At 48.2% G+C, this 19,608-nt stretch carries 24 protein-coding genes; 17 read left to right on the plus strand and 7 right to left on the minus strand.

From position 1 onward, the window contains the following. Nucleotides 1–169: 169 nt before the first annotated feature. Nucleotides 170–1,486 (plus strand): stalk domain-containing protein, encoded by a 1,317-nt coding sequence (locus tag ABMB67_RS19325; protein ID WP_354573070.1) that lies wholly within the window; start codon nt 170–172, stop codon nt 1,484–1,486. Nucleotides 1,487–1,525: 39 nt separating this feature from the next. Continuing rightward, nucleotides 1,526–2,764 (plus strand): L,D-transpeptidase family protein, encoded by a 1,239-nt coding sequence (locus ABMB67_RS19330; protein ID WP_349775640.1) that lies wholly within the window; start codon nt 1,526–1,528, stop codon nt 2,762–2,764. A gap of 149 nt (nt 2,765–2,913) precedes the next feature. Here the strand turns inward: ABMB67_RS19330 and ABMB67_RS19335 are convergent, their stop codons facing one another. Then, nucleotides 2,914–3,669 (minus strand): gamma-glutamyl-gamma-aminobutyrate hydrolase family protein, encoded by a 756-nt coding sequence (locus ABMB67_RS19335; protein WP_251225088.1) that lies wholly within the window; start codon nt 3,667–3,669, stop codon nt 2,914–2,916. A gap of 274 nt (nt 3,670–3,943) precedes the next feature. On the opposite strand from ABMB67_RS19335, the gene ABMB67_RS19340 reads away from it, so the two are divergent. The 6 genes from ABMB67_RS19340 to ABMB67_RS19365 all read left to right on the plus strand — a co-directional run bounded on the left by ABMB67_RS19340 (nt 3,944) and on the right by ABMB67_RS19365 (nt 8,812). After that, a complete protein-coding gene (locus ABMB67_RS19340) occupies nt 3,944–4,438 on the plus strand; it encodes a YtxH domain-containing protein (protein ID WP_354573071.1) in 495 nt (164 codons plus the stop codon). A gap of 147 nt (nt 4,439–4,585) precedes the next feature. Beyond that, on the plus strand, nt 4,586–4,780 hold the full coding sequence (locus ABMB67_RS19345; protein WP_354573072.1) for a PLDc N-terminal domain-containing protein: 195 nt from the start codon (nt 4,586–4,588) through the stop codon (nt 4,778–4,780). Between the two features lie 76 nt (nt 4,781–4,856). Beyond that, on the plus strand, nt 4,857–5,807 hold the full coding sequence (locus ABMB67_RS19350; protein WP_251225089.1) for an agmatinase family protein: 951 nt from the start codon (nt 4,857–4,859) through the stop codon (nt 5,805–5,807). Nucleotides 5,808–6,012: 205 nt separating this feature from the next. Beyond that, entirely contained in the window at nt 6,013–6,849 is an 837-nt protein-coding gene (locus tag ABMB67_RS19355) for an STAS domain-containing protein (protein ID WP_251225090.1), read from the plus strand. Between the two features lie 59 nt (nt 6,850–6,908). Then, on the plus strand, nt 6,909–8,174 hold the full coding sequence (locus ABMB67_RS19360; RefSeq protein ID WP_354573073.1) for a glycosyl hydrolase family 18 protein: 1,266 nt from the start codon (nt 6,909–6,911) through the stop codon (nt 8,172–8,174). A 23-nt stretch (nt 8,175–8,197) separates the two neighbouring features. Next, nucleotides 8,198–8,812, plus strand: a complete 615-nt coding sequence (locus tag ABMB67_RS19365; protein ID WP_251193672.1) for a YitT family protein — start codon at nt 8,198–8,200, stop codon at nt 8,810–8,812. A gap of 48 nt (nt 8,813–8,860) precedes the next feature. On the opposite strand, the gene fbpA is transcribed toward ABMB67_RS19365, so the two are convergent. The 4 genes from fbpA to ABMB67_RS19385 all read right to left on the minus strand — a co-directional run bounded on the left by fbpA (nt 8,861) and on the right by ABMB67_RS19385 (nt 12,233). Then, nucleotides 8,861–9,028, minus strand: coding sequence for a Fur-regulated basic protein FbpA (fbpA, locus tag ABMB67_RS19370; protein ID WP_251193671.1), 168 nt, complete (start codon nt 9,026–9,028; stop codon nt 8,861–8,863). A gap of 153 nt (nt 9,029–9,181) precedes the next feature. Beyond that, nucleotides 9,182–10,201 carry a FecCD family ABC transporter permease gene (locus tag ABMB67_RS19375; RefSeq protein WP_354573074.1) on the minus strand — a complete coding sequence of 340 codons (1,020 nt, stop codon included), beginning with the start codon at nt 10,199–10,201 and terminating at the stop codon, nt 9,182–9,184. Next, a complete protein-coding gene (locus ABMB67_RS19380; protein ID WP_390188847.1) occupies nt 10,198–11,208 on the minus strand; it encodes a FecCD family ABC transporter permease in 1,011 nt (336 codons plus the stop codon). The genes ABMB67_RS19375 and ABMB67_RS19380 overlap by 4 nt, the downstream gene beginning before the upstream one ends. Before the next feature lie 38 nt (nt 11,209–11,246). Beyond that, nucleotides 11,247–12,233: an ABC transporter substrate-binding protein gene (locus tag ABMB67_RS19385; protein ID WP_354573075.1), complete on the minus strand. Its 987-nt coding sequence runs from the start codon at nt 12,231–12,233 to the stop codon at nt 11,247–11,249. Nucleotides 12,234–12,394: 161 nt separating this feature from the next. Here ABMB67_RS19385 and ABMB67_RS19390 point away from each other — a divergent pair, with 161 nt between their 5' ends. The 6 genes from ABMB67_RS19390 (at nt 12,395) to ABMB67_RS19415 (ending at nt 16,535) form a co-directional block, all read left to right on the plus strand. Continuing rightward, on the plus strand, nt 12,395–12,742 hold the full coding sequence (locus ABMB67_RS19390) for a PadR family transcriptional regulator (RefSeq protein WP_354573076.1): 348 nt from the start codon (nt 12,395–12,397) through the stop codon (nt 12,740–12,742). Then, nucleotides 12,739–13,422, plus strand: coding sequence for a hypothetical protein (locus ABMB67_RS19395; protein WP_354573077.1), 684 nt, complete (start codon nt 12,739–12,741; stop codon nt 13,420–13,422). Before ABMB67_RS19390 ends, ABMB67_RS19395 begins: the two co-directional genes overlap by 4 nt. After that, nucleotides 13,412–13,963, plus strand: a complete 552-nt coding sequence (locus tag ABMB67_RS19400) for a DUF4825 domain-containing protein (protein WP_251225096.1) — start codon at nt 13,412–13,414, stop codon at nt 13,961–13,963. The genes ABMB67_RS19395 and ABMB67_RS19400 overlap by 11 nt, the downstream gene beginning before the upstream one ends. A 49-nt stretch (nt 13,964–14,012) precedes the next feature. Continuing rightward, a complete protein-coding gene (map, locus tag ABMB67_RS19405) occupies nt 14,013–14,759 on the plus strand; it encodes a type I methionyl aminopeptidase (RefSeq protein ID WP_251225097.1) in 747 nt (248 codons plus the stop codon). Nucleotides 14,760–14,946: 187 nt separating this feature from the next. Continuing rightward, complete coding sequence (locus tag ABMB67_RS19410) at nt 14,947–15,318, plus strand: iron chaperone (protein WP_354573078.1); 372 nt, start codon at nt 14,947–14,949, stop codon at nt 15,316–15,318. 158 nt (nt 15,319–15,476) lie between these two features. Further along, nucleotides 15,477–16,535, plus strand: coding sequence for an S-layer homology domain-containing protein (locus tag ABMB67_RS19415; RefSeq protein WP_354573079.1), 1,059 nt, complete (start codon nt 15,477–15,479; stop codon nt 16,533–16,535). A gap of 51 nt (nt 16,536–16,586) precedes the next feature. Here ABMB67_RS19415 and ABMB67_RS19420 read toward each other — a convergent pair whose 3' ends face one another. Together ABMB67_RS19420 and ABMB67_RS19425 are read right to left on the minus strand one after the other, a co-directional pair. Continuing rightward, complete coding sequence (locus ABMB67_RS19420) at nt 16,587–16,838, minus strand: sigma-G-dependent sporulation-specific acid-soluble spore protein CsgA (RefSeq protein WP_251193662.1); 252 nt, start codon at nt 16,836–16,838, stop codon at nt 16,587–16,589. Between the two features lie 60 nt (nt 16,839–16,898). Continuing rightward, complete coding sequence (locus tag ABMB67_RS19425; RefSeq protein ID WP_354573080.1) at nt 16,899–17,141, minus strand: hypothetical protein; 243 nt, start codon at nt 17,139–17,141, stop codon at nt 16,899–16,901. Nucleotides 17,142–17,326: 185 nt separating this feature from the next. On the opposite strand from ABMB67_RS19425, the gene ABMB67_RS19430 reads away from it, so the two are divergent. The 3 genes from ABMB67_RS19430 (at nt 17,327) to ABMB67_RS19440 (ending at nt 19,390) form a co-directional block, all read left to right on the plus strand. Next, nucleotides 17,327–18,187, plus strand: coding sequence for a metal-dependent hydrolase (locus ABMB67_RS19430; protein ID WP_354573081.1), 861 nt, complete (start codon nt 17,327–17,329; stop codon nt 18,185–18,187). A gap of 85 nt (nt 18,188–18,272) precedes the next feature. Continuing rightward, nucleotides 18,273–18,992: a 3-ketoacyl-ACP reductase gene (locus ABMB67_RS19435; RefSeq protein WP_354573082.1), complete on the plus strand. Its 720-nt coding sequence runs from the start codon at nt 18,273–18,275 to the stop codon at nt 18,990–18,992. 119 nt (nt 18,993–19,111) lie between these two features. Then, complete coding sequence (locus ABMB67_RS19440) at nt 19,112–19,390, plus strand: hypothetical protein (protein ID WP_354573083.1); 279 nt, start codon at nt 19,112–19,114, stop codon at nt 19,388–19,390. Nucleotides 19,391–19,608: the final 218 nt, after the last annotated feature.

A 19,608-nucleotide genomic window follows, 5' to 3' on the forward strand; every position in this document is an offset into this window, starting at 1 on the left:
CATTGTCAGAAGTCAATGTTCCATTTTGACTAAATCACGAGAAAACTACATAAAATGCCGAAATTTTTGTTTCTTTTACGAATCATAGGGGAATGGAAATAGTAAGTAGGAAAGTGAAACATGGACGGCGAATGAATCGTTATATTGTGAGAATACAGGAGGGGATGGGATGAAATGGTGGAATGTCGGAGTCGGCGCGATGATTCTCTGGCTTGGACTGTTAGCGACACAAACAGTTGCGGCGGCTGAACAGCAGATCAGTGTTTACATAAATGAGCATCCCCTCGAACTTGAGCATGAAGCTGTGATGAAAGACGGGATTACGTTTGTCCCGCTGAGAGCCGTCATGCGGGAGCTTGATGCCGAGCTGAGCTGGGAGGCTGAAACCGACACTGTTTTTATTAAGAAAAACGGGCAAACGATTGAAGTCCCTGTCGGCAAAAGCTATGCGGTTGTGAATGGAAAAAAGCAATTCCTGCATGCTCCGAGCTTTCTTACCGATCAGACGGCGTATGTTCCCGTCCGATTTGCTTCGGATATTCTTGGAGCGAAGGTGAAATGGGAGAAGGAGAAGCAGGCTGTGTTTCTTTCAACGGCAGAGCGGCTAACCTTTGTAGCGGAGCAGACGATCGCTCCTGAACCGCGAGTTGCTTCCTTATGGCTTGGTGATTCGCTTGAAAGCGTACAGGAGCAGCTTGGGGAGCCGCTGGCAACAGTAGCCAGTGCCTATTCCTTTGACTGGAATATTTATCAGCTGGCCGATTCCTCTTATCTTCATGTCGGATTGGAAGAGGGAAGTGTTGTTGCCTTCTATACGAATACAAGCCGGCATGTAACCGGCCTTCCCTTTATCGATGGAATGAGACGTGAACAGATGCTGGCCGACTTCGGGGAGGAGCGACTCGGAGAGCTTGAGAAGAAAGGAAGCGTCTTCCGTTATGAAGGAAAGAAAGAATGGGATTTATTTCAGACCGACGATGCTTTTTACACGCTTTTTTACGATCAGCTTAAAGGAGGGGCCGTCACTGCGGTTCAAATTATCGCCAAGGATGTAGAGCTTGCTCATGACAGCTATTTCGGCGAGCCGACGGAAGAGCGGCGAGCTGATTATGAGAAGCATCTGTTTTACTTGCTTCAAGGTGTCCGCCAGCGGGAGGGTGTACCGCCGTTAATGTGGGACGATGAGGCCGCGCAGCTGGCGCGTAAGCATAGTGAGGATATGCAGGAGAATCAGTTTTTCAGTCATACGAACCTGGATGGTCTGTCTCCTTTTGACCGCTTTGACCGTGAAGGAATTGCCTTTTATCAAGCCGGGGAAAATTTGGCGGTCGGTCAGTTTCACCCGATCTTTGCCCATGAAGCGCTGATGAATTCAGCCGGACATCGACGCAATATGCTGGCGCCGGGCTTTGAAAGGGTAGGCACAGGAGTTGCCTTTCTGGGAGAAAAGCCATATTATACTATTAATTTTTATACACCATTATAAAAAAAAGAGAGACATAGAGAGAAGAAAGAAGGGGTCAATTTGAAAAAATGGATATGGGTGCTATTGCTCGCACTTGCATGGATGCTGCCTCAAGAAGCTGAAGCGGCGTCATCAGGACAGTTGATTATTATTAATAAGTCAACAAACGAACTAGCATTCTTTGAAAATGGTGAACTCGTACGGACTTTTCCGGTTGCCACTGGGAGGACGTTAGCACTGACACCGGAAGGACGGTTTCCGATCGTCAATAAAATTAAAAACCGGCCTTACTACACAGATGGAATACCGGGCGGTGATCCGCGCAATCCACTCGGCGACCGCTGGCTTGGTCTTGACGCCCGGGGAACATACGGCACAACCTATGCCATCCATGGAAACAATAATGAACAGTCGATTGGCAAATATGTCAGCGCCGGCTGTGTGCGTATGCATAATAAGGACATTCACTGGCTATTTGAAAAAGTGAAGCTGAAGACGGACGTCCTCATCGTTCAATCATCGCGCTCCTTTGAGGAGCTTGCTAGGTTGAATGGCTATCAACTGGTGCCGCCGATCAGCGTATATGTCGACGGGAAAAAGCTGGCTGTCAGTCAGGATCCGTTCATGAAAGACAATCGTGTCCTCGTGCCGATGCGCTCGATCTTCAACGCTTTAGGAGCGTCGGTAGCGTGGAACGCGCAAACGAAAACGGTGACAGCGACAAAGAACGGACGGAAAATCGAACTGACAATTGATTCAAAGCGGGCCAAAATTGACGGCCGGACGCATATGCTTGATGTCGCTCCGACCATTTCCGGCCAGCAAACATTTGTCCCGACACGCTTCGTCAGCGAAGCTTTAGGGGCTTCTGTGAAATGGGACGGAAAGAAGCGGATCGTCTCGCTTCTGTCACCGGCAAAGCCAGCCCCTCAGCCGGATCCGGCCACGCCGGCCAAGACACCGATCAAGGTTACGGTTAATGGTCACCAGGTGGAAGGAGATGCCTTTATTTTGGACGGTGTCTCAATGGTGCCGATGCGCCAAATTTTCGAATGGCTTGGCGTCCCGTTTTCTTATGACGCCGCTTCGGCCACTGTCCGCGCGTCTCACCAAGGAAAGAGCCTGACGGTGTCGGCTGGTAATTCCGCGGCAGTCATTAACGGGGCGAAAACGACGCTGCCCCAGTCACCGCTTATTGAAGCCGGCAGATTATACGTCCCGGCCCGCGTCGTCACCGAAACATTTTCCGGCAGTATCCGCTGGGATGGAAGCACTCTTCATATTACAGTGAGACAGTAAATGTTTGACCACAGGGCTGGGATAAAGGATTGTTTTTACCTTTTTCCCAGCCCTGATGGGTTTCTCAGACCGGGACATGTGGCGAGTGAAGCCATTGCTAATAGGTCAAAGCTGGTTTTATCACATCCTCTTTCTCTGTCAGCTGGAGCTTACTGCGACACCGCAGCGCGATCCGGCTGATGGCATGCTTCGATAAAATGCTCAAACAGACTTTTCATGAGCCGGTCGTCCTTCGCCATTTCCTCAGGATGCCATTGCACACCTAACAAATAAGAAGGGGCCTCTTCGGTTTCCTGAACGGCTTCGATAATCCCATCCTTTGCCTGACCGACTTTCTTTAAAGTCGGAGCTAGTTTGCCAATCGCCTGATGATGCATGCTGTTGACGCGGATTTGCTCTTTTTTGAGGTACTCATAAAGACGGCTGTTCCGCTCAATGAGCACATCATGAGTGGCCTCCGGGCGCGCTGCTTTTTGATAATGATTAATCGGCTGATCATGCAAGGTTTCAATATCCTGAAGAACCGTCCCGCCTAAAGCTGCGTTCATCATCGCAATTCCGCGACAAATGCCAAAGACGGGCTTTTTCTTTTTAACCGCCTCCTTGACCAGCTGAATCTCCGTCTCGTCGCGGGCTGCTTTCGTTTTTCGGAGCGCTGGATCGGGCTGGGCGCCATATGAATGTGGATCAACATCCTCTCCGCCGCTTAAAATAAGGCCATCGCAGATGGATACCCAGGCCTCAATTTTTTCCTTCGAGCCGAGTGGAATGACCAATGGGATGCCACCGGCTTCTGATACAGCCTCTATATACTTTTGATGGACGTGAACACTCGGAATCGCATTATGGTCAATTACCGAGCTTGAGATCCCGATTATCGGTTTTGGATAAGCTGAAGCAGTCATCAAACTCATCTCCTTTCTTCATTCAAAGACCAGGCTTCTCTACTGCTTATATAACCAGCGATTTCGCTGTTGAAACAAGAAAAGTATGGGAAAGCTGCTGCTTGTCTAACAAAACGAATAGAGAGGCTCACGGACATTAATGAAGGAATGTCCGACAACTGTGAAAAAAGGAAAAACGGCTTTTTGCCCCGCCGCTGACGTTTCATGCCGGGGAATCAGGGAATAATGGAAAAAGATCTCGTAGACATTACCTAACAAAAGGAGGCAGAAAATCATGAAAGAGGATCTGACGTATCCGGAAATGGACAGGACCGAACAGAGCAGTAAATTGATGAAGGCGATGATGATCGGCGCATTGGTAGGGGGAGCTTTGGCGATTCTTGTCGACACGAACACGAGGAGGAAGGTGACCTCCACGACAAAAGAAATGAAAGAAACGACCGTTGAAGCGATGAAAAAGGTGAAGGAAAATCCTGCTGAGATCAAGCAGGAGCTGCAGGAAAGAGTACGGACAACATCGGAAGCAATCAGCGAGATCATGAAGGATGCACAAGCGCTTTATGATAAGGTCAATGATACGGTCATCAAGCCGGCAAACCATATTGGCGAAGAAAGTACAGAGCTGCTTTCTTCAGTTAAGGAAGCGTCGGCAGAGTTAAAAGAAATTGGAGAGAAGGTAAAAGAAGCCGGAGAAGAGATCGCCCATCCGCAGCCGGGTGCGGCGTCGGCTGATGAGGATCGGATGGAAACGCCCGGAGTCAGATCGTAAGCGGGGCGGGGACAGAAGTCGAAGTTGAGAGGGAAAGCCTGGCAGCAGCTTCATTCGGCAGGCTTTTCCTCTTTAAACAAAAAAACAAAACGGGAACCGGGAGGACGGTTCCACCGTAGATATAGGAAAGAGTAAGGAGTGTTCTCCATGGAATTGTTATTCTTTCCTATTGTTTTGCTGTTTGTTTTAGGGGGCTTTTTGCTTAATCTTTTCACTAGTATTTGGTGTTACCGTGATTCGTTGAACCAGAGGAACAGCAAGGAATACAGCCTGCTGATCCTTGTGGCGACCCTCTTTTTTCCGGTTCTCGGCTTTATTATTTATTTGATTATCAGACGCTGAGTAATAACGATTAAAAAAGGTGTAATTGGGTATAGGAATAAGAGTCTGTCATTTTTTAAAAAAGGAGGTGTCAGTTATGAGTGAAGTGATGTATGGAAATACGCCGCCTTTCCTCGGTGCGATCAATGGAACAACAGACTCAATAGAGGGGGCGGATGTTCTCATCTATGGCGTGCCGTGGGAAGGAGCCGTGACGTGGGGAGATTATACAGGATGTGAGCTCGGGCCGAAAGTGATGCGGTTATGCTCAGCACGTTACAGCGGCTATTTGCCGGAGCTTGATCATATAGATGTCTTTGAGCATCTGACGCTCGCTGATATGGGTGATGTGGATGTCGTTCCGGCAGACGTGGAGGAAACGATGAAACGGATTGAAGAGTTTGCCGGCGAGATCTGGGAGACCGGGAAATTTCCACTCGCTTTAGGCGGCGATCATGGTATTACATATCCGATTGTGAAAGCCTTGACAGAAAAAGTAAAGGGTAAGGTCGGGATCATTCACCTTGATGCCCATTATGATAATATGCCTCATCATGAAGGAGATAAGTATGCCCGTTCTACCCCATTCGCGCGCATGTATGAATTAGAAGGAGTGCGAAATGAAAGCCTGATACATGCCGGTATTCACGGCCCGCGCAACAAGCCTGAAAGCGGACGGTTTGCCAGAGAAGCAGGCGCAAAGACGTGGACGATTAATGATATTCGGCAGCACGGGGATCTGCGCAGCCTGGCAGCAAAGATGTATGAACAGGCCAGCGAAGGAACGGAGGTCGTCTATCTCAGTGTGTGCAGTGATGTGCTGGACTTTGCCTTTAATCCGGGTGGTCCTGTTGATGGCAACGGTCTCAGCTCTTATGAACTGTTAACTCTTATTTATGAATTTACGAAGCGCGGGATCGCCGGAATGGACTTCGTGGAAGTGTATCCTCAACAGGACCCGACCGATGTATCGTCTCATTTTGCTTCAATGATTTCACTTTATGCCTTAGCAGGCGAAGTTTCAAACCGAAAAAGAGGCCAATCATGAGATGAGCAGGTGAAAAAAGCTCATGTAGATTGCTTCGAGGTTGTTCTGAAAGGTTAATGATGGGCCTGAGGAACAGCCTCTCTTCTTGTTCTATTCCCTTTCCTCTACTACTTTAGTTGATCAAACAATGATATAATGAGAATACTAGACATTACAGCAAGTACTTATATAAATTCAGGGAAACGATAATGGAGTGAAAAAGGCCATGGATCTTGAGTTGAAACAGATAAAAGAAGCAAAAGAAGCATTAGGGAAAAAAATGATCGAAGGTTCAGAGCAATTAGCACGGCAAATGGTTGAAGCGTTTTACGAGAACATCGATTCAGGAGAAAGAGCGGCGGACAAAGAGTTAATAGAGATCTTAGGCCGTCTGGTGAAAATTATCGGCGAAGGCCTATTTGATGAATGCGTAGAACAGGAGTCGGCCGTCTGGGGTGAAAGAGTCGGCTTCATGACGATTGACAAGGGAGGAGAACTGATCCCGACGCTGAAAATGAGTTCGCATTATAAAAAGGTTTTGTTGTCGTATATTTTGGAAGCGGGAGAACAGGCGAAGTGGAACAACAAGATCTTAATTGAGATTATTAGTAAGGCTGACAGCATCGTCACCACGACAGTCGCCGGGTTTGCCCAAGCGTTTATTTCCCACTCCAATCGGCTATTAGAAGAGTCGCAAAATGAATATCTCAAAATTTCTGTTCCGATTGTCCCGCTGTCAAAAAAGGTGGCAATTCTGCCATTGATTGGCGAAATCCATCAAAAGCGTGCCGAGATTTTGATCCAGCAAGCTTTGAAGGCAAGTTCGGAACAAGGGTACGACAGTTTAATTATTGATGTCTCAGGGGTGCAAACAGCGACGCCGATTGTCATTGATATGTTCCATAAATTAATTGGCAGCTTGACATTACTTGGCATAACCCCGATTTTGACCGGGATCAGACCGCAGCTGAGCAAATCTTTCGTACAGAGCAATATTACGCTGGATGGGATTACGATCATGAATAATCTTCATCATGCTGTAAGCTATTTGTCGTTGGATTAGAGCGACTGTAATAACTGCCCCCTTTCGATTCATAAGATGTATCAAAAAGGGTGAAATCTGTGACGATCCATATCGTGCAAGAAGGGGACTCATTGTGGAAGCTTTCACGACAGTACGAAGTGACGATTGACGAAATCAGCGCGGCGAATGGACTGACTTCCTCCCTGCTTATGCCAGGTCTGGCTCTTTATGTGCCGGACCGTGTTTTGACAAATCGTCTTTACCGGATTCAGGAAGGGGACCAGTTTTGGTTGCTGGCAAGGCAATTTCGTACGACGGTGACGGCCATCCGCGCGGCCAATCCGGCGTTAGACCCTTACCGCTTACCGGTGGGGGAGACGATGATCATTCCCTCTCCCCTTTTGCCGGAGATGGTAACGGTCGGCTTTATCGTGCCCTATTCGATTGAACAGTTTCTCGCTTCTTTGGAAGGGTTTGCAGAGCAGCTGACGTATGTAGCGGTTGCCTCGTATTCGGTCACGGAAGAAGGCGAGGCTTATGTTTTGCTGGCGGATGACATGATTCCAGAACGGAGCCGTCAGTTGCAAGTTACGCCATTGCTGATGATTCGCAACATTATGGCTGATGGGACGTTTAACCCGGAGCTGATTGGCGCTGTTCTTGGAAGTGCTTCTATGCGGCGCCGTCTCATCGCCTCGCTATTGGCCTTCGTAACTGAAAAAAACTATGGCGGCGTCAGTATTGATTTTGAATTTATTCCTCCTGGTCAGCGCAATGATTTTGTTATCTTTCTCCGCGAATTGAAGCAGGCATTAGGAGCGTTGCTTCTGCATGTCAATGTTCATTCGAAAACGGCTGACATTCCTGATAATCCGATTATTGGCGCGTACGACTACCGGGCGATCAGTCAGGAGGCTGATATTGTCGCTGTGATGACGATGGATTACGGCTATCCGGGAGGCCCTCCCAATCCGATAGCGCCGATTTGGTGGGTCGATGAGGTCATTCGCTATGCGTTAACCGAGATTCCGGCAAATAAATTGCAAATTGCCTTACCGCTCTATGGGTATGACTGGCTGGAAGGGACAAATGAATCAAGCGGCCTGTCCGCTCTCGGGGCGCAAAATCTTGCTCTCGACAGAGGGGCCGTGATTGAGTTCGATATGACCGCGCTCTCCCCGCATTTTGCATACTGGCAGGAAGAAGGGCGTCATCTTGTTTGGTTTGAGGATATTAGAAGTTATGTTAGTAAATATCAGTTAGTGGATCTCTACGGGCTTCTCGGCGTTACATTTTGGGAAGTAAGACTGCCTTTTCCGCAAAATTGGGCCTATATGAAGCAGCATATAATGGTTTTAAAGTAGAACGTCAAGGGTATGACGTAGGAGTGGTTGTTATTTTTATTTCGTTCATTGGCTGTTTATTAATCGCTCTGGGTGTCAATCTTGGTTTTATTCCGTTGCAGCTGTTTAGCATCGGTTTTCCGGGAATGGGGGTCCTGGCGCATTACACGCTCGGCCTTTCAGTCGGGCTTGTTGTCTTTATCATGAATATTCCTTTGTTTTTGCTGGCGTGGCGTTATATTGGGCGTGTTTTCGTCTTTAAAAACATCGTCGTGACGGTCGTGCTGTCGATTTTCCTTGACCTCCTTTATCCGCTCAGTCAATGGGTGCACCCGCCGCTTTGGCTCGGTATTCCGTTAGGCGGATTGCTGATGGGAGTAGGGACGGGGCTTGTCTTTCGACAGGGGCTGACGAGCGGGGGAGTCGGATTGCTGGCGCGTTTAATCCAGCTTCGTTATCCGCATTGGAAAATGGGACCGATTCATATTGCGTTTGACTTTTGTGTCTTGTTTCTGGGTGCTTTCCTGCTCGATGTGATGACGGCTTTCTATACGTTTATCGCGGCAGTAATGATGGGGAGAATGATGGATGTGATGAAAACGGTTCCCAATCCTTTCGGTGGGACGAAGAAAAAAGCCGGTTATACAGAGGCCTCATAAAAAAAGTGTGCCACAAGGAAAGTCCGACCCTTAAGGCACACTCTTTCGTTATATATGACAAGAGGTGAACTGATTGTCTGTTTCTTTGCAGATTAGCTGGAGAAGTTCCGATTCGGTCGCTTCATAAAATTGCCGGCCGTCTGGCATTTTGTAATGATGATAGGATAAAAGAGCATCGATCAGCTGGTCTTTATTCAACTTCTTTTCTTTTAGCAAAATCATTCACTCCTTTATGAAAGCGCTTACAATATCTATTATACCTCCTTCGATTTTAGCTGTCAAGACGTGGGAATTATGACAACCTTTCGTGTGTGAAGGGGACTGAAGGAGAAACAATCGCTCGGAAAGGGGCGGCTTCGCGCGCCGCTTTTAAGAAAAGCCGCTGCGCGATTTTCTCAACAATAAATAAATGAAAAAAGGAGCGCCGATACCCGCTGTAAACACTCCCGCCGGAAGATCAAGCGGCAGGAAGGCTGTCCTTGCGACGACGTCGGCGATGACGACGATAAAGCCGCCGACGATGGCTGATAATGGGACGAGGGCTGCAAAGGAGGGGCCGACCAGTTTTCTGGCGATATGCGGGGCGATTAAGCCAACGAAGCTGATTCCTCCTGCAAACGCAACGGCGGAACCTGCGAGGGCGACACTGATGAAAAGAAGCAGGAAACGCTGAAGCTGGACTCGGACACCGAGTCCTGTCGCGATATCATCGCCAAGCAATTTCACCTGAACGGTTTTGGCAAACAACAGAGTCAGCGGAATGAAGATGGCAACCCACGGCAGCATGCCGTACACTTGAGTCCAATTGGCCCCATACACGCTGCCTGTCATCCAAAGATAGGCTTTCGAAGTCGTAACCGTGTCACTGAAGACGATGACCATCGTCGTGACGGCTTTCATTGCTGCTGAAACGCCGATGCCGATTAAAATGAGCGTGATCGGCGCGACACCATTTTTCCACGATAGAAGGTAGACCAGCACGGAAACAGCCGCCGCCCCGATCAAGGCGGCGATCGGCAGGAAACTGATGCTGACCGTACCACCGAAAAAGGTCAGGAATAAGAGGGCGCCGACTGAGGCGCCACCGGTGATGCCGATAATATCCGGTGAGCCGAGCGGGTTGCGGATAATCGACTGCAAAATTAAGCCGGAGACCGCCAAGGCTGCTCCGACGAGAAAAGCGAGCAGGACGCGGGGGAGCCTTAGCGTTTGCAAGACAAAATCATATTCTCCCGTTCCTTTTCCGAGCAGATGCAGGATGACGGTCATAGGAGACAACCACTCACTTCCGACTGAAAGCGCAAAAACAAGCAGCAGCAGGCTGAGCAACATAAACGTAAGGACGGTCAGCCATTTATGTTGAGTGATTTTTTGTGTGATGGTGTTCATTTTCGTGCCAACCCCTTGCGTGCGATATAAATGAAAAAAGGTGTACCGACAAGCGCCGTCATGACGCCAATCGGCATTTCACGCGGCATGATGATTGTACGGGCGACGATATCGGCGATCAATAGCAGGCTCCCACCTAAAAAAGCGCTGTAAGGGATCACGAGCCGGTAATCAGTTCCGAACAGGCCGCGGACAATATGGGGGATGATGAGACCGATAAAGCCGATCGAGCCGGCGACCGCGACTGAACCGCCTGCTAGAAAAACGACGATGCAGCCGATAACAAGCTTGGTGAGCACCGTTCTTTGTCCGAGACCTGTCGCGACATCCTCTCCAATCAGCAGGATGTTGATCGCCCGCCCTAAATATAAAGCGATGAGGCTCGCCCCAAGCATAAATGGCAGAATCGGCAGAAGCATATCGATCGAGCGGCCGGCGACGGAGCCGGCAAGCCAGAATAGGACACTTTGCAGCCCTTGCTCATTCATGACGAGCAACCCTTGCGTAAAGGAGACGAATAAGGCGGTTATCGCCGCACCGGCAAGGATCAGCTTGACAGGTGATAACCTGTCTCGTCCAAAAGAGCCGAGGGTGTAGACGAAGGCTGCCGCTAATGCCGCGCCGAGGAAACCGACCCACATATAATGGAGTAACGATTGCACGGAAAAGATAGTGGCCGCACTTACGATAAAAAAGAGCGCTCCCGCATTAATGCCGAAAATGTCAGGAGCAGCTAAAGGATTTTTCGTAAGAGCTTGCATCAATGCCCCGGAGACAGCGAGACTGGCCCCGACCACGGCGGCTATAACTGTGCGCGACAGGCGTGAGGAGGCGACGATGACATGCTCAGTGACTGTCGCATCATAATTAATCAAAGCATCGAGTACCATCTCAGGCGGAATCGCTGTTTTTCCGACCAGCAGACTTAAACTGCAGGAAAGGATAAAGACGAAAAAAGCGAGCAACAGTCCAAGTGGATGCGGGATTTTCCTAAATAAAGGCTTCATAGCATTTTCTCTCTCCTGTAAGGTTGCTAAAGACAGCTCTATTTTTCTAAGTCAAACCGGTCATAAATGTCATCAAGCATTAAGTTAGCTGCCTGGACGCCGCCAGCCAAGTTCCAGATCACTTCATCAACGATATAAACCTGATCTTTTTTCACCGCGTCTAAGCTGTCCCATAGTGGGTGGCTTGTCCATTCTTCAAATGCCTGTTGGACGGCGGGATCGCTATCATAGTAGAAAACATAAAAGACATCGGCATTCATATCAGGAATGCTCTCTTTATCATTGAGCATAATAATGTCTTCATTTAAAGCAAGCTGCTGTTCCGAGCTTGTAAAACCGAGTTCCTGAAGAATGGAGCCGGCAAAACCGGTTACATAAATCCGGGCATGGTCGGCGCGGAAGTTTAGTACAGCAGCGTTGATCGGCCATTCATCTCCGAGCTTCTCTTTGATCTTCGTCTGGAAATCGGCGACACGCTCATCCCATGCACTTAAAATCTCCTCGGCCTTTTCCTCGTTGTTCGTTGCATCTGCAAGCAGCTGAAGCGATTCTTTGAAATCATAGATCGTTTCATTCACGACAGTCGGCGCGATTTGCGATAATTGTTCGTAAATTTCCTCATGACGGATGTGGGAGGCAACGATTAAATCAGGCTCCAGCTTGGCGATTTCCTCGACATTTGGCTGCGTTTCGACCCCGACGATGGCCATATTTTCTAACTCCGGTCTTAAATATTCGTACACAGGAGCTTCTTCCCATGATTCAACAGCGCCGACAGGGACAATCCCGAGCGCATTCGCCGCATCAGTTGCTCCTTGATAGAGGGTCACAATCCGTTCGGGCGTTCCTTCGATTACTGTTGTCCCGAGTGGATGGATAATTTCACGGACATCTTCTGCAGCCACAGGAGGTGCTTCTCCGTCTTCATTTGGTGACGAAGTATCTTCACTTCCGCATGCCCCTAAGCCGATAAGAAAGCTGCTAATAAGAAAAATGGATAAAGAGAGCTTCCGTTTTTGCTGCATTGTTCTCACCTTTCCTCATCATCTGATTTTGATTATCATTATCAATTAAAGAATAAGTTGTTGCAGTCAAGATGTCAAACTTTTTTTTGGATGTTATTTGTTACATATTACATTGACATACATAGTAATATAAACTACATTGTAATAGTGAGGTGAAGGGGATGGCAGAAAGGATTAGTCGTGAGCTGATTCGAGGTAACATCGATACAATTATTTTGCGGGTGCTAATGGAAGGCGATAATTACGGTTATGAAATTATGAAAGCCATTTTCAAAAATAGCGGCGGACACTATGAGCTGAAAGAGCCTTCGTTATACACAAGCTTAAAGAGACTGGAAGCGCACGGGCTGATCGAATCCTACTGGGGGAACGAAAGCCAGGGAGGACGGCGGAAGTATTATCAGATTACTACGAGCGGGATAAAAGCATACCGTGACAATGTCAGCGCCTGGAAAACAGCCCGCCGGCTGATCGATCAATTAATTGAGATGAAGGAGGAAACGGAGTGAACAGCTTAGAGCGACACGTTGAAAAACTGTTTGCTAGTTATCAGGAGACAGCAGAAGTGAAGGAATTAAAAGAGGAAATTCTTAGTAACCTGGAAGCAAAGTCAGCGGACTTTCAGGCCGAGGGTCTTGAAGCGGCGGAAGCTGATCAAAAGGCGGTCAGTACATTGGAAAGAGTGGACTTTTTCTTTGCCGACACTGTCGCGCTCTATCTCAACCGCTGGAGATTGGAGGTCATCCAAATCCTGCTCCTGTACACGCTGATTGCCTGGGTTATCACGATTCCGTTGACCGTTCTCGGCCTGGCGATGCGCCTTCATTTCGTGCTATTGCTTGCTTCGGTTGTAATTGGCCTCATTTATTTTTCGTTATATCTCAGAAGAGGCGGCCGTCTGGATGAGAGAATTGTGTCATTCAGTAGAAAAGCGCTGCTCCGTCTGCGGAAGCTTGTCTGGATTGGCTGGAGTGCTTTGATCCTTGCTCTGCTCATCGGGCTGACGCTTTCACAGTTCGGCAGCAATATTTGGTTTCAGCGGCCTGTTTCGATTTCAGGGCCTTACCAATTCGCAACACTGGCTGTCAGCTATGGCCTGCCGTTTGTCAGCCTTATTCTTCCACTCGTCGTCTCAGCTGCACTTCGGCTCGTTGACAAGTATAAAGTAGGTGATGAAGTTGAACGTTAGGCATCGATTGATTATGATGATAAGTGTCATTGGGGTGATCGGCTTTTTCATCGTACAGACAATGGTCCTTCCTTCCATCGCTGAAAAAGAAGAAGCATATCAGGCAGCGCAGAATGAAGCGATGAGCCATGACATTGAACAAAGTAGGCGCTATCAGCATAACTATATGGGAGATGCGGGGAATTTGACGCAACTGTTTCGCTCTTTGCCATTACGTGAAGTGCCGATGAGCTTTGAACTCGATTCGGAGCGTTATCGCGTTCAAGTGAATTTTGAAGGTAATGTTGATGAGCTGGATCGACGGAAGCGGGAACAGGCGTTTATCTATAATGCGACAGCAGCCTTTGCCTTGATTGGAAACTTGCAGGAAATTGATTTTCACTTTAATGACCGCTCTTTTGTTGTCGAGCGCGAGGCGGTAGAGGAATGGTATGAGCAGCCGTTGCCATCCCTAATAGAGGATGGCAGCTGGGAGAAAATGGTGAGACAGCCGCTTGCGGATGCTGACTATCTCGAAAGCTGTACTGAAGCATTTTTTTGAAATAAGAGTTTTTCTTAGTGAATGAATTAGAGAGTAAGGTGTGATGAAGATGATTACGTTAAAATCAGAGCGGGAAATTAATTTGATGCATGAGGCCGGCAAGCTGCTGGCGGCTTGCCATAAAGAAATTGCCAAATTGATTGAACCGGGTATTTCGACAATGGAAGTCGATCAATTTGTCGAACGTTTTTTAAAGGAGAATGGCGCAACACCGGAGCAGAAAGGCTATAAAGGCTATAAATACGCCACTTGCGCCTCCATTAATGACGAGATCTGCCATGGCTTCCCACGTAAGGCGCCATTGAAAAAAGGCGACATTGTCACGATTGACATGGTCGTGAATTTGAATGGCGGCCTCGCTGATTCGGCGTGGAGCTACGCGGTTGGTCCGATTTCAGAAGAGTCGGAGCGCTTGCTTGCCGTTACTAGAACGGCATTGGATAAAGGGATCGAACAAGCGCTTGTTGGCAAAAGAACGGGGGATATTGGGCATGCGATTCAGTCGTATGTCGAGGCGGAAGGCTTTTCGGTCGTACGCGATTTTACGGGACATGGGATCGGACCAGGACTGCATGAAGCCCCGCAAATTCTTCATTACGGGCAAGCGGGAAAAGGGCTGCGTCTTAAGGAAGGAATGGTCATTACGATTGAGCCGATGATTAATGAAGGGGCATGGCAAAGCAGGATGGAAGGGAACGGCTGGACGGCAAAAACTGTTGATGGCAAACGTTCCGCTCAATATGAGCATACAATCGCGATCACGAAGAATGGCCCTCTCATCTTAACAGAGCAATGACTCATTTAGATAAGATCGACCAAATCGGCATCGTTCCGAAAGGTCGATTTTTTTCCTTTGAGACAAGCTTGAAGCAATGACTAGTAGAAAAAAGGTGAAAATAAAAGCGGGGAACAGGAGAAGCGTATCAATGCCTCGAATTGTATGAAAAGTTGTTCTCCAGACTAGATGGGTAGGAGGAAAGAAAATGGACGCATTTGCAGAATTTTTAGCGGGCATCAAGAACCCGCAGCATCAGCAGCGAACGGAAGAGGTTTTGGCTTGGGTGGCGAAAAAATTTCCAGCCTTAATGCAGGAAATCAAATGGAAGCAGCCGATGTTTACCGACCACGGGACGTATATTATCGGGTTTAGCGTCGCTAAGCATCATTTGGCAGTTGCGCCTGAGCGGGCGGCGATGATTCATTTTGCCAATGACATTATCCAGGCAGGCTATGACCATACGAAAGAGTTAATCCGTATGCCTTGGGACCGCCCGGTTGATTATTCCTTGCTTGAGAGAATAATCGAATTCAATATAATGGACAAGGCTGACTGTGAAACGTTTTGGCGAAAGTAAAGGAGATGCTGTTTTAGCGGGAAAACAGCAGTTTCCTGTAATTCCCTGGCGAAAATCCGACTAATTTCCCGTGTGAATTTATTTCCCGTGCAATATTATGACGATGTATGACATTGCTTGTCATTGTCGTAAGTCCACTGAGGGAGAAGGGAAATAAATTGAAAAAAATTGGAGCATGGGTGTTGGCGAGTATCCTTGTTATCGGCGGATTTTCAGGAGGTACGCCGGCTTTAGCAAAAGAAGAAGTGAGAACGGTGGAAAGCTACATTCTTGAAGATATTTGGGAGCATTGGGGCTTTGAAGAGCTTGATGACCTCGTCAATGCCGATATATTTAAAGGATTTCCAACGGGAGATCATGAGTATTCGTTTAAGCCTGATCATCTTATCACGAGAGCGGAGTTCGCTGCGATCATCGTAAGGGCGCTTGACCTGCAGGCGACGGGAGAGGGAGAACGCTTCGACGATATCCCGGTGACGCATAGCCTTCAGGCTGAAATCGCGATAGCAAGCGATCATGGAATTATTGAAGGTGTCGGCGCGGGCCGTTTCGCCCCGAATGAGCCGGTGCTTCGTGAGCAAATTGCGGCGATGATCGTCCGCGCCTTTTCAGATACGGTTTCATTTCCGGCAGAGGGGAGTCAGTCCTTCCATGATGTCGCGTCAGATCATTGGGCTGCTCCATCCATTGCGAAAGCGGCTGGCGCTGAAATCGTCCGGGGCATCACTAGCACGCAATTCGGCTTCAATAAAAAGGCAACAAGAGGCGAGGCTGGAGTCATGCTGCACCGGGCTCTCCAAAAGGAAACGAGTAACCTGCCAAATGCGAACGAGCTGATGCAGATTGTCAAGGACAGTGAGGTGGAAAGCTTTCCGCTTTTTGAACAAAAGGATGCTTCGGGCTTGCTGAGCCATAATAAGAAGTATTTGACTGGTTACCAAAAAGCATTGGCCGATGATTTGGCGATGTGGTATTTTGACGATGAGACGACAGAAACGATGGCATTTGCAGCAGAGCCGAAACTTGAAATGAAGCAGAGCAGCAACCGCTTTGCGCAAGTTTCGTTGCAGGGCGAGTTGAATGTTCGCTATCAAGACCGGACGACGAATTTCGAAACGACGATTGACTATCATCCGGTTTATTATCTGAAGAAAACAGACGGCATATGGAAGATTTATTATAGCGACATGCCGCTTGAATTTGAAGCATTGTCATAAGGAAGGCAGGGTGTGTCAAAAGGGGATTTACCTTTCGGACACACCCTTTTTCTAAATTAATAATTCATAAACGCCAATCAATTGCTCTTCCCTGACCTGATCCTCCTCCTGTCGGGCATAGTTGATCTCGGCGCGGAGGATCAGATTGAGAATTTCTGTTTCCTGTTCATTCAGGCTGCGGACGAATTGCTCCTCGTCTTTGTAAGCAGACTGCTCCAGCTTATCGTACATATGCTGGCAAAGCGGATGATTTTCAAGGTGATTCGATAATGATTCGCGTAAGTAGGCCAAATTAGTATCCATACATTCATCCCTTTTCGAGTTCTATTGGTTCTACTTTAGGATGGATGGAGGACTCTTGCTTCATACATAATTGTTGTCATTCCCTCTGTAACGATTGATTCTGTTTGCGGAGCGGTAGGCATCGACCATTCCCCAAATCCAGATAATCGGTGTCGTGATAAAGCCGATCAGCACATACATCAACAGCCATGAAACAGCGTAAATAACAATAAAGAAAAGTCCTTTAAAAATTTGCCCGTTGTAAATTTGCCCCAGTCCGGTAATAAAGAAAGAAAGGACGGCGGCGATTCCTGCGTTTTTCATTTGTATTCCCCTCTCGAATGTCTTTTCCATCGTATCTTACTCATTCAGCTTCAAGAATATGTTCGTCGCATGTTTGTCTTATCCTTTCCTTTTTTGCAGAACAATGAAACGAAAAGGTCTTTTGCTGTTTCTTTCGGCGCTGTTCCGGTATTCTAAACATAAATAGATCGAGTGGAGGAGAACCTGTGGATACGATCACTCATACGCTGTTTGGCGTTGGCTTGTACCATGCTGTCAAGAAGAGCGAGGAGACGAAAAAGGAAAAGCAGGCGCTGTTGTTTACAGCGATCGTCGGCAGTCAAATCCCGGATATCGATGTGATCTCGCAGCTCTGGGACCAGGAAGGAATGTACCAAATGTGGCATCGGGGCATTACCCATTCGTTGCTATTGGCGCCGGTATGGGCGTTGCTTTTGTACTTGCTGGCGATTGCATTTTTCCGGGTGAAGCAGCGAAGGATCTTTTATATCGGCCTTCTTGCCGTCGTGATTCATAATACATCCGATGTGTTAAACGCCTGGGGGACAGGCTATTTGGAGCCGGTTTCCGATGTCAGGCTGACGTTAGGAACAATCCCGATCATCGATGTTGTCATTTGGACGATCTTTTTATCAGCCTTTTTGCTGAAGCGTTTTTCGTCACTGTCCGCGTCGGGAATATTTCGCTGGGCCTGGGTGATGATTGCCTTGCATATCGTCATTCAAAGCGCGCTCGGCCTGACTTTTCTGCATGAGGCGAAAAAAGAATATGAGCACGCGACATTATCAGCGGATTTTGTTCCGTGGCAATATACGGTGATCGGCAAAAACGGAGAGGAGGTCGATTTAGCGCTCGTTTCATTATGGCGCGGGTTCGATGTCCATACGACGCTTCAGTCGGATGAAAGCGTCGATCTGGAGCCACTGTTTGCTGAAAAACCTGAGGCGAGGACGCTGACGAAATGGAGTCCGTTTGTCGTCGTCGTCAATGAAGACGGCCGGCTTGGCGTGTTTGATCCGCGCTTTTATCGCAACGGTGAATCGTTTTTATCGGTATTTTTGGAGTAATTGTAGGCGAGCAGTTGTTTTGACTTTGAAAGAGGGATTTTTGTATGATAGAGGCTCGGAAAAAGGAAATCAAGGAGGCTATCACATGGGACAAAACATAGCTGGAAAAACAGCATTTGTAACTGGAGCAGGAAAAGGAATCGGACGGGCGACAGCGCTTGCCCTTGCTAAAGAAGGCGTTCATGTCGGAATGCTTGCCCGTACAGAGGCGGATTTGAAAGAGGTGGCTGCCGAAATTGAGCAGCTGGGGGTAAAAGCAGCCTATGCTACGGCGGATGTTTCCTCGCTTGAAGAGGTGGAAGCGGCTGTGCAGCGTGTCCAAGGGGAGCTTGGCTCCTTTGATATTTTGATAAATAATGCCGGTACCGGGAAGTTCGGCGGCTTTCTCGATCTTTCACCGGAGGAATGGAAGCAGATGATTGATGTCAATCTGCTCGGTGTTTACTATGTGACCCGTACCGTCCTGCCGCAGCTGATCGAGAAAAACGGCGGCGATATTATTAATGTTTCCTCGACTGCCGGTCAAAAAGGAGCACCTGTCACAAGTGCTTACAGCGCTTCAAAATTCGGCTTGCTCGGCTTAACCGAGTCACTCGCGCTGGAGGTGCGCAAGCATAATATCCGTGTTACTGCCCTTACCCCGAGCACGGTGGCGACTGAGCTCGCCTATAAGGAAAACTTAACCGACGGCAATCCGGAAAAGGTGATGCAGCCTGAAGACTTGGCTGAGTATATTGTCGCCCAGCTTAAGCTGCATCCGCGCGTTTTCATCAAATCAGCCGGATTATGGTCAACGAATCCATAAAAAGAACGTCGAACTTGTCCTGGAAAGGGGAAAGCAGCCTTTTTCCGGACAAGTTTTTTTCGTATGCGTGAAGGCTGCGAGGCTACAGACACATAGAGGCGCAACAGTATTATATTGCGATGCTGTACCGGGAAGGAGAAGGAATAATTGACCCGAGCTGGGAAGAGCTTTCGGGGCTGCTGGATCATCCGGCAATCACCGGCTTTGGCAGCTTGCGGCAGCAGGATGATGTCCCGGCGGCAGAATTTGTTTCTGCTTTTGACATGACAGCGTCGTTACCGCTTCTGCTTGTCATCGGGGAAGAAGGGCTCCTTTACACGAGTAAGGATCTCGGTCAAATTCTGAATTATGTTGATGGCCACACACTCGACAGACAAAAAGAAATAGACCTCCCTTGAGCGTCACAACTTGTTAGGGAAGTCTATTTCATGATTCTACTTGAGCCAGTCGCTCTTAGATGAGCAACTATTGTACCGGAGGCTGTGACAAAAGGTTGTTTTTTTACCTTTTGTCACAGCCTTTAAGCAATGAGCGGAACCGCCACGATCTTTTAAAGCCCGTTGTGAGTGGGTTTCTCATAACGGGCTTGTGGCGTGTGAAGCCATTGCCAGTAGGT

The organism is Halalkalibacter oceani (genome assembly GCF_040544555.1).
GTDB lineage: Bacteria > Bacillota > Bacilli > Bacillales > Bacillaceae_D > Halalkalibacter > Halalkalibacter oceani.

Bases quoted from the DNA above. Each gene is read 5' to 3' on its own strand.
- ABMB67_RS19325 (WP_354573070.1), top strand. From the start codon at position 170: ATGAAATGGTGGAATGTCGGAGTCGGCGCGATGATTCTCTGGCTTGGA.
- ABMB67_RS19335 (WP_251225088.1), bottom strand. From the start codon at position 3,669: ATGACTGCTTCAGCTTATCCAAAACCGATAATCGGGATCTCAAGCTCG.
- ABMB67_RS19340 (WP_354573071.1), top strand. From the start codon at position 3,944: ATGAAAGAGGATCTGACGTATCCGGAAATGGACAGGACCGAACAGAGC.
- ABMB67_RS19345 (WP_354573072.1), top strand. From the start codon at position 4,586: ATGGAATTGTTATTCTTTCCTATTGTTTTGCTGTTTGTTTTAGGGGGC.
- ABMB67_RS19350 (WP_251225089.1), top strand. From the start codon at position 4,857: ATGAGTGAAGTGATGTATGGAAATACGCCGCCTTTCCTCGGTGCGATC.
- ABMB67_RS19355 (WP_251225090.1), top strand. From the start codon at position 6,013: ATGGATCTTGAGTTGAAACAGATAAAAGAAGCAAAAGAAGCATTAGGG.
- ABMB67_RS19375 (WP_354573074.1), bottom strand. From the start codon at position 10,201: ATGAACACCATCACACAAAAAATCACTCAACATAAATGGCTGACCGTC.
- ABMB67_RS19380 (WP_390188847.1), bottom strand. From the start codon at position 11,208: ATGAAGCCTTTATTTAGGAAAATCCCGCATCCACTTGGACTGTTGCTC.
- ABMB67_RS19385 (WP_354573075.1), bottom strand. From the start codon at position 12,233: ATGCAGCAAAAACGGAAGCTCTCTTTATCCATTTTTCTTATTAGCAGC.
- ABMB67_RS19390 (WP_354573076.1), top strand. From the start codon at position 12,395: ATGGCAGAAAGGATTAGTCGTGAGCTGATTCGAGGTAACATCGATACA.
- map (WP_251225097.1), top strand. From the start codon at position 14,013: ATGATTACGTTAAAATCAGAGCGGGAAATTAATTTGATGCATGAGGCC.
- ABMB67_RS19410 (WP_354573078.1), top strand. From the start codon at position 14,947: ATGGACGCATTTGCAGAATTTTTAGCGGGCATCAAGAACCCGCAGCAT.
- ABMB67_RS19420 (WP_251193662.1), bottom strand. From the start codon at position 16,838: ATGGATACTAATTTGGCCTACTTACGCGAATCATTATCGAATCACCTT.
- ABMB67_RS19425 (WP_354573080.1), bottom strand. From the start codon at position 17,141: ATGAAAAACGCAGGAATCGCCGCCGTCCTTTCTTTCTTTATTACCGGA.
- ABMB67_RS19435 (WP_354573082.1), top strand. From the start codon at position 18,273: ATGGGACAAAACATAGCTGGAAAAACAGCATTTGTAACTGGAGCAGGA.
- ABMB67_RS19440 (WP_354573083.1), top strand. From the start codon at position 19,112: ATGCTGTACCGGGAAGGAGAAGGAATAATTGACCCGAGCTGGGAAGAG.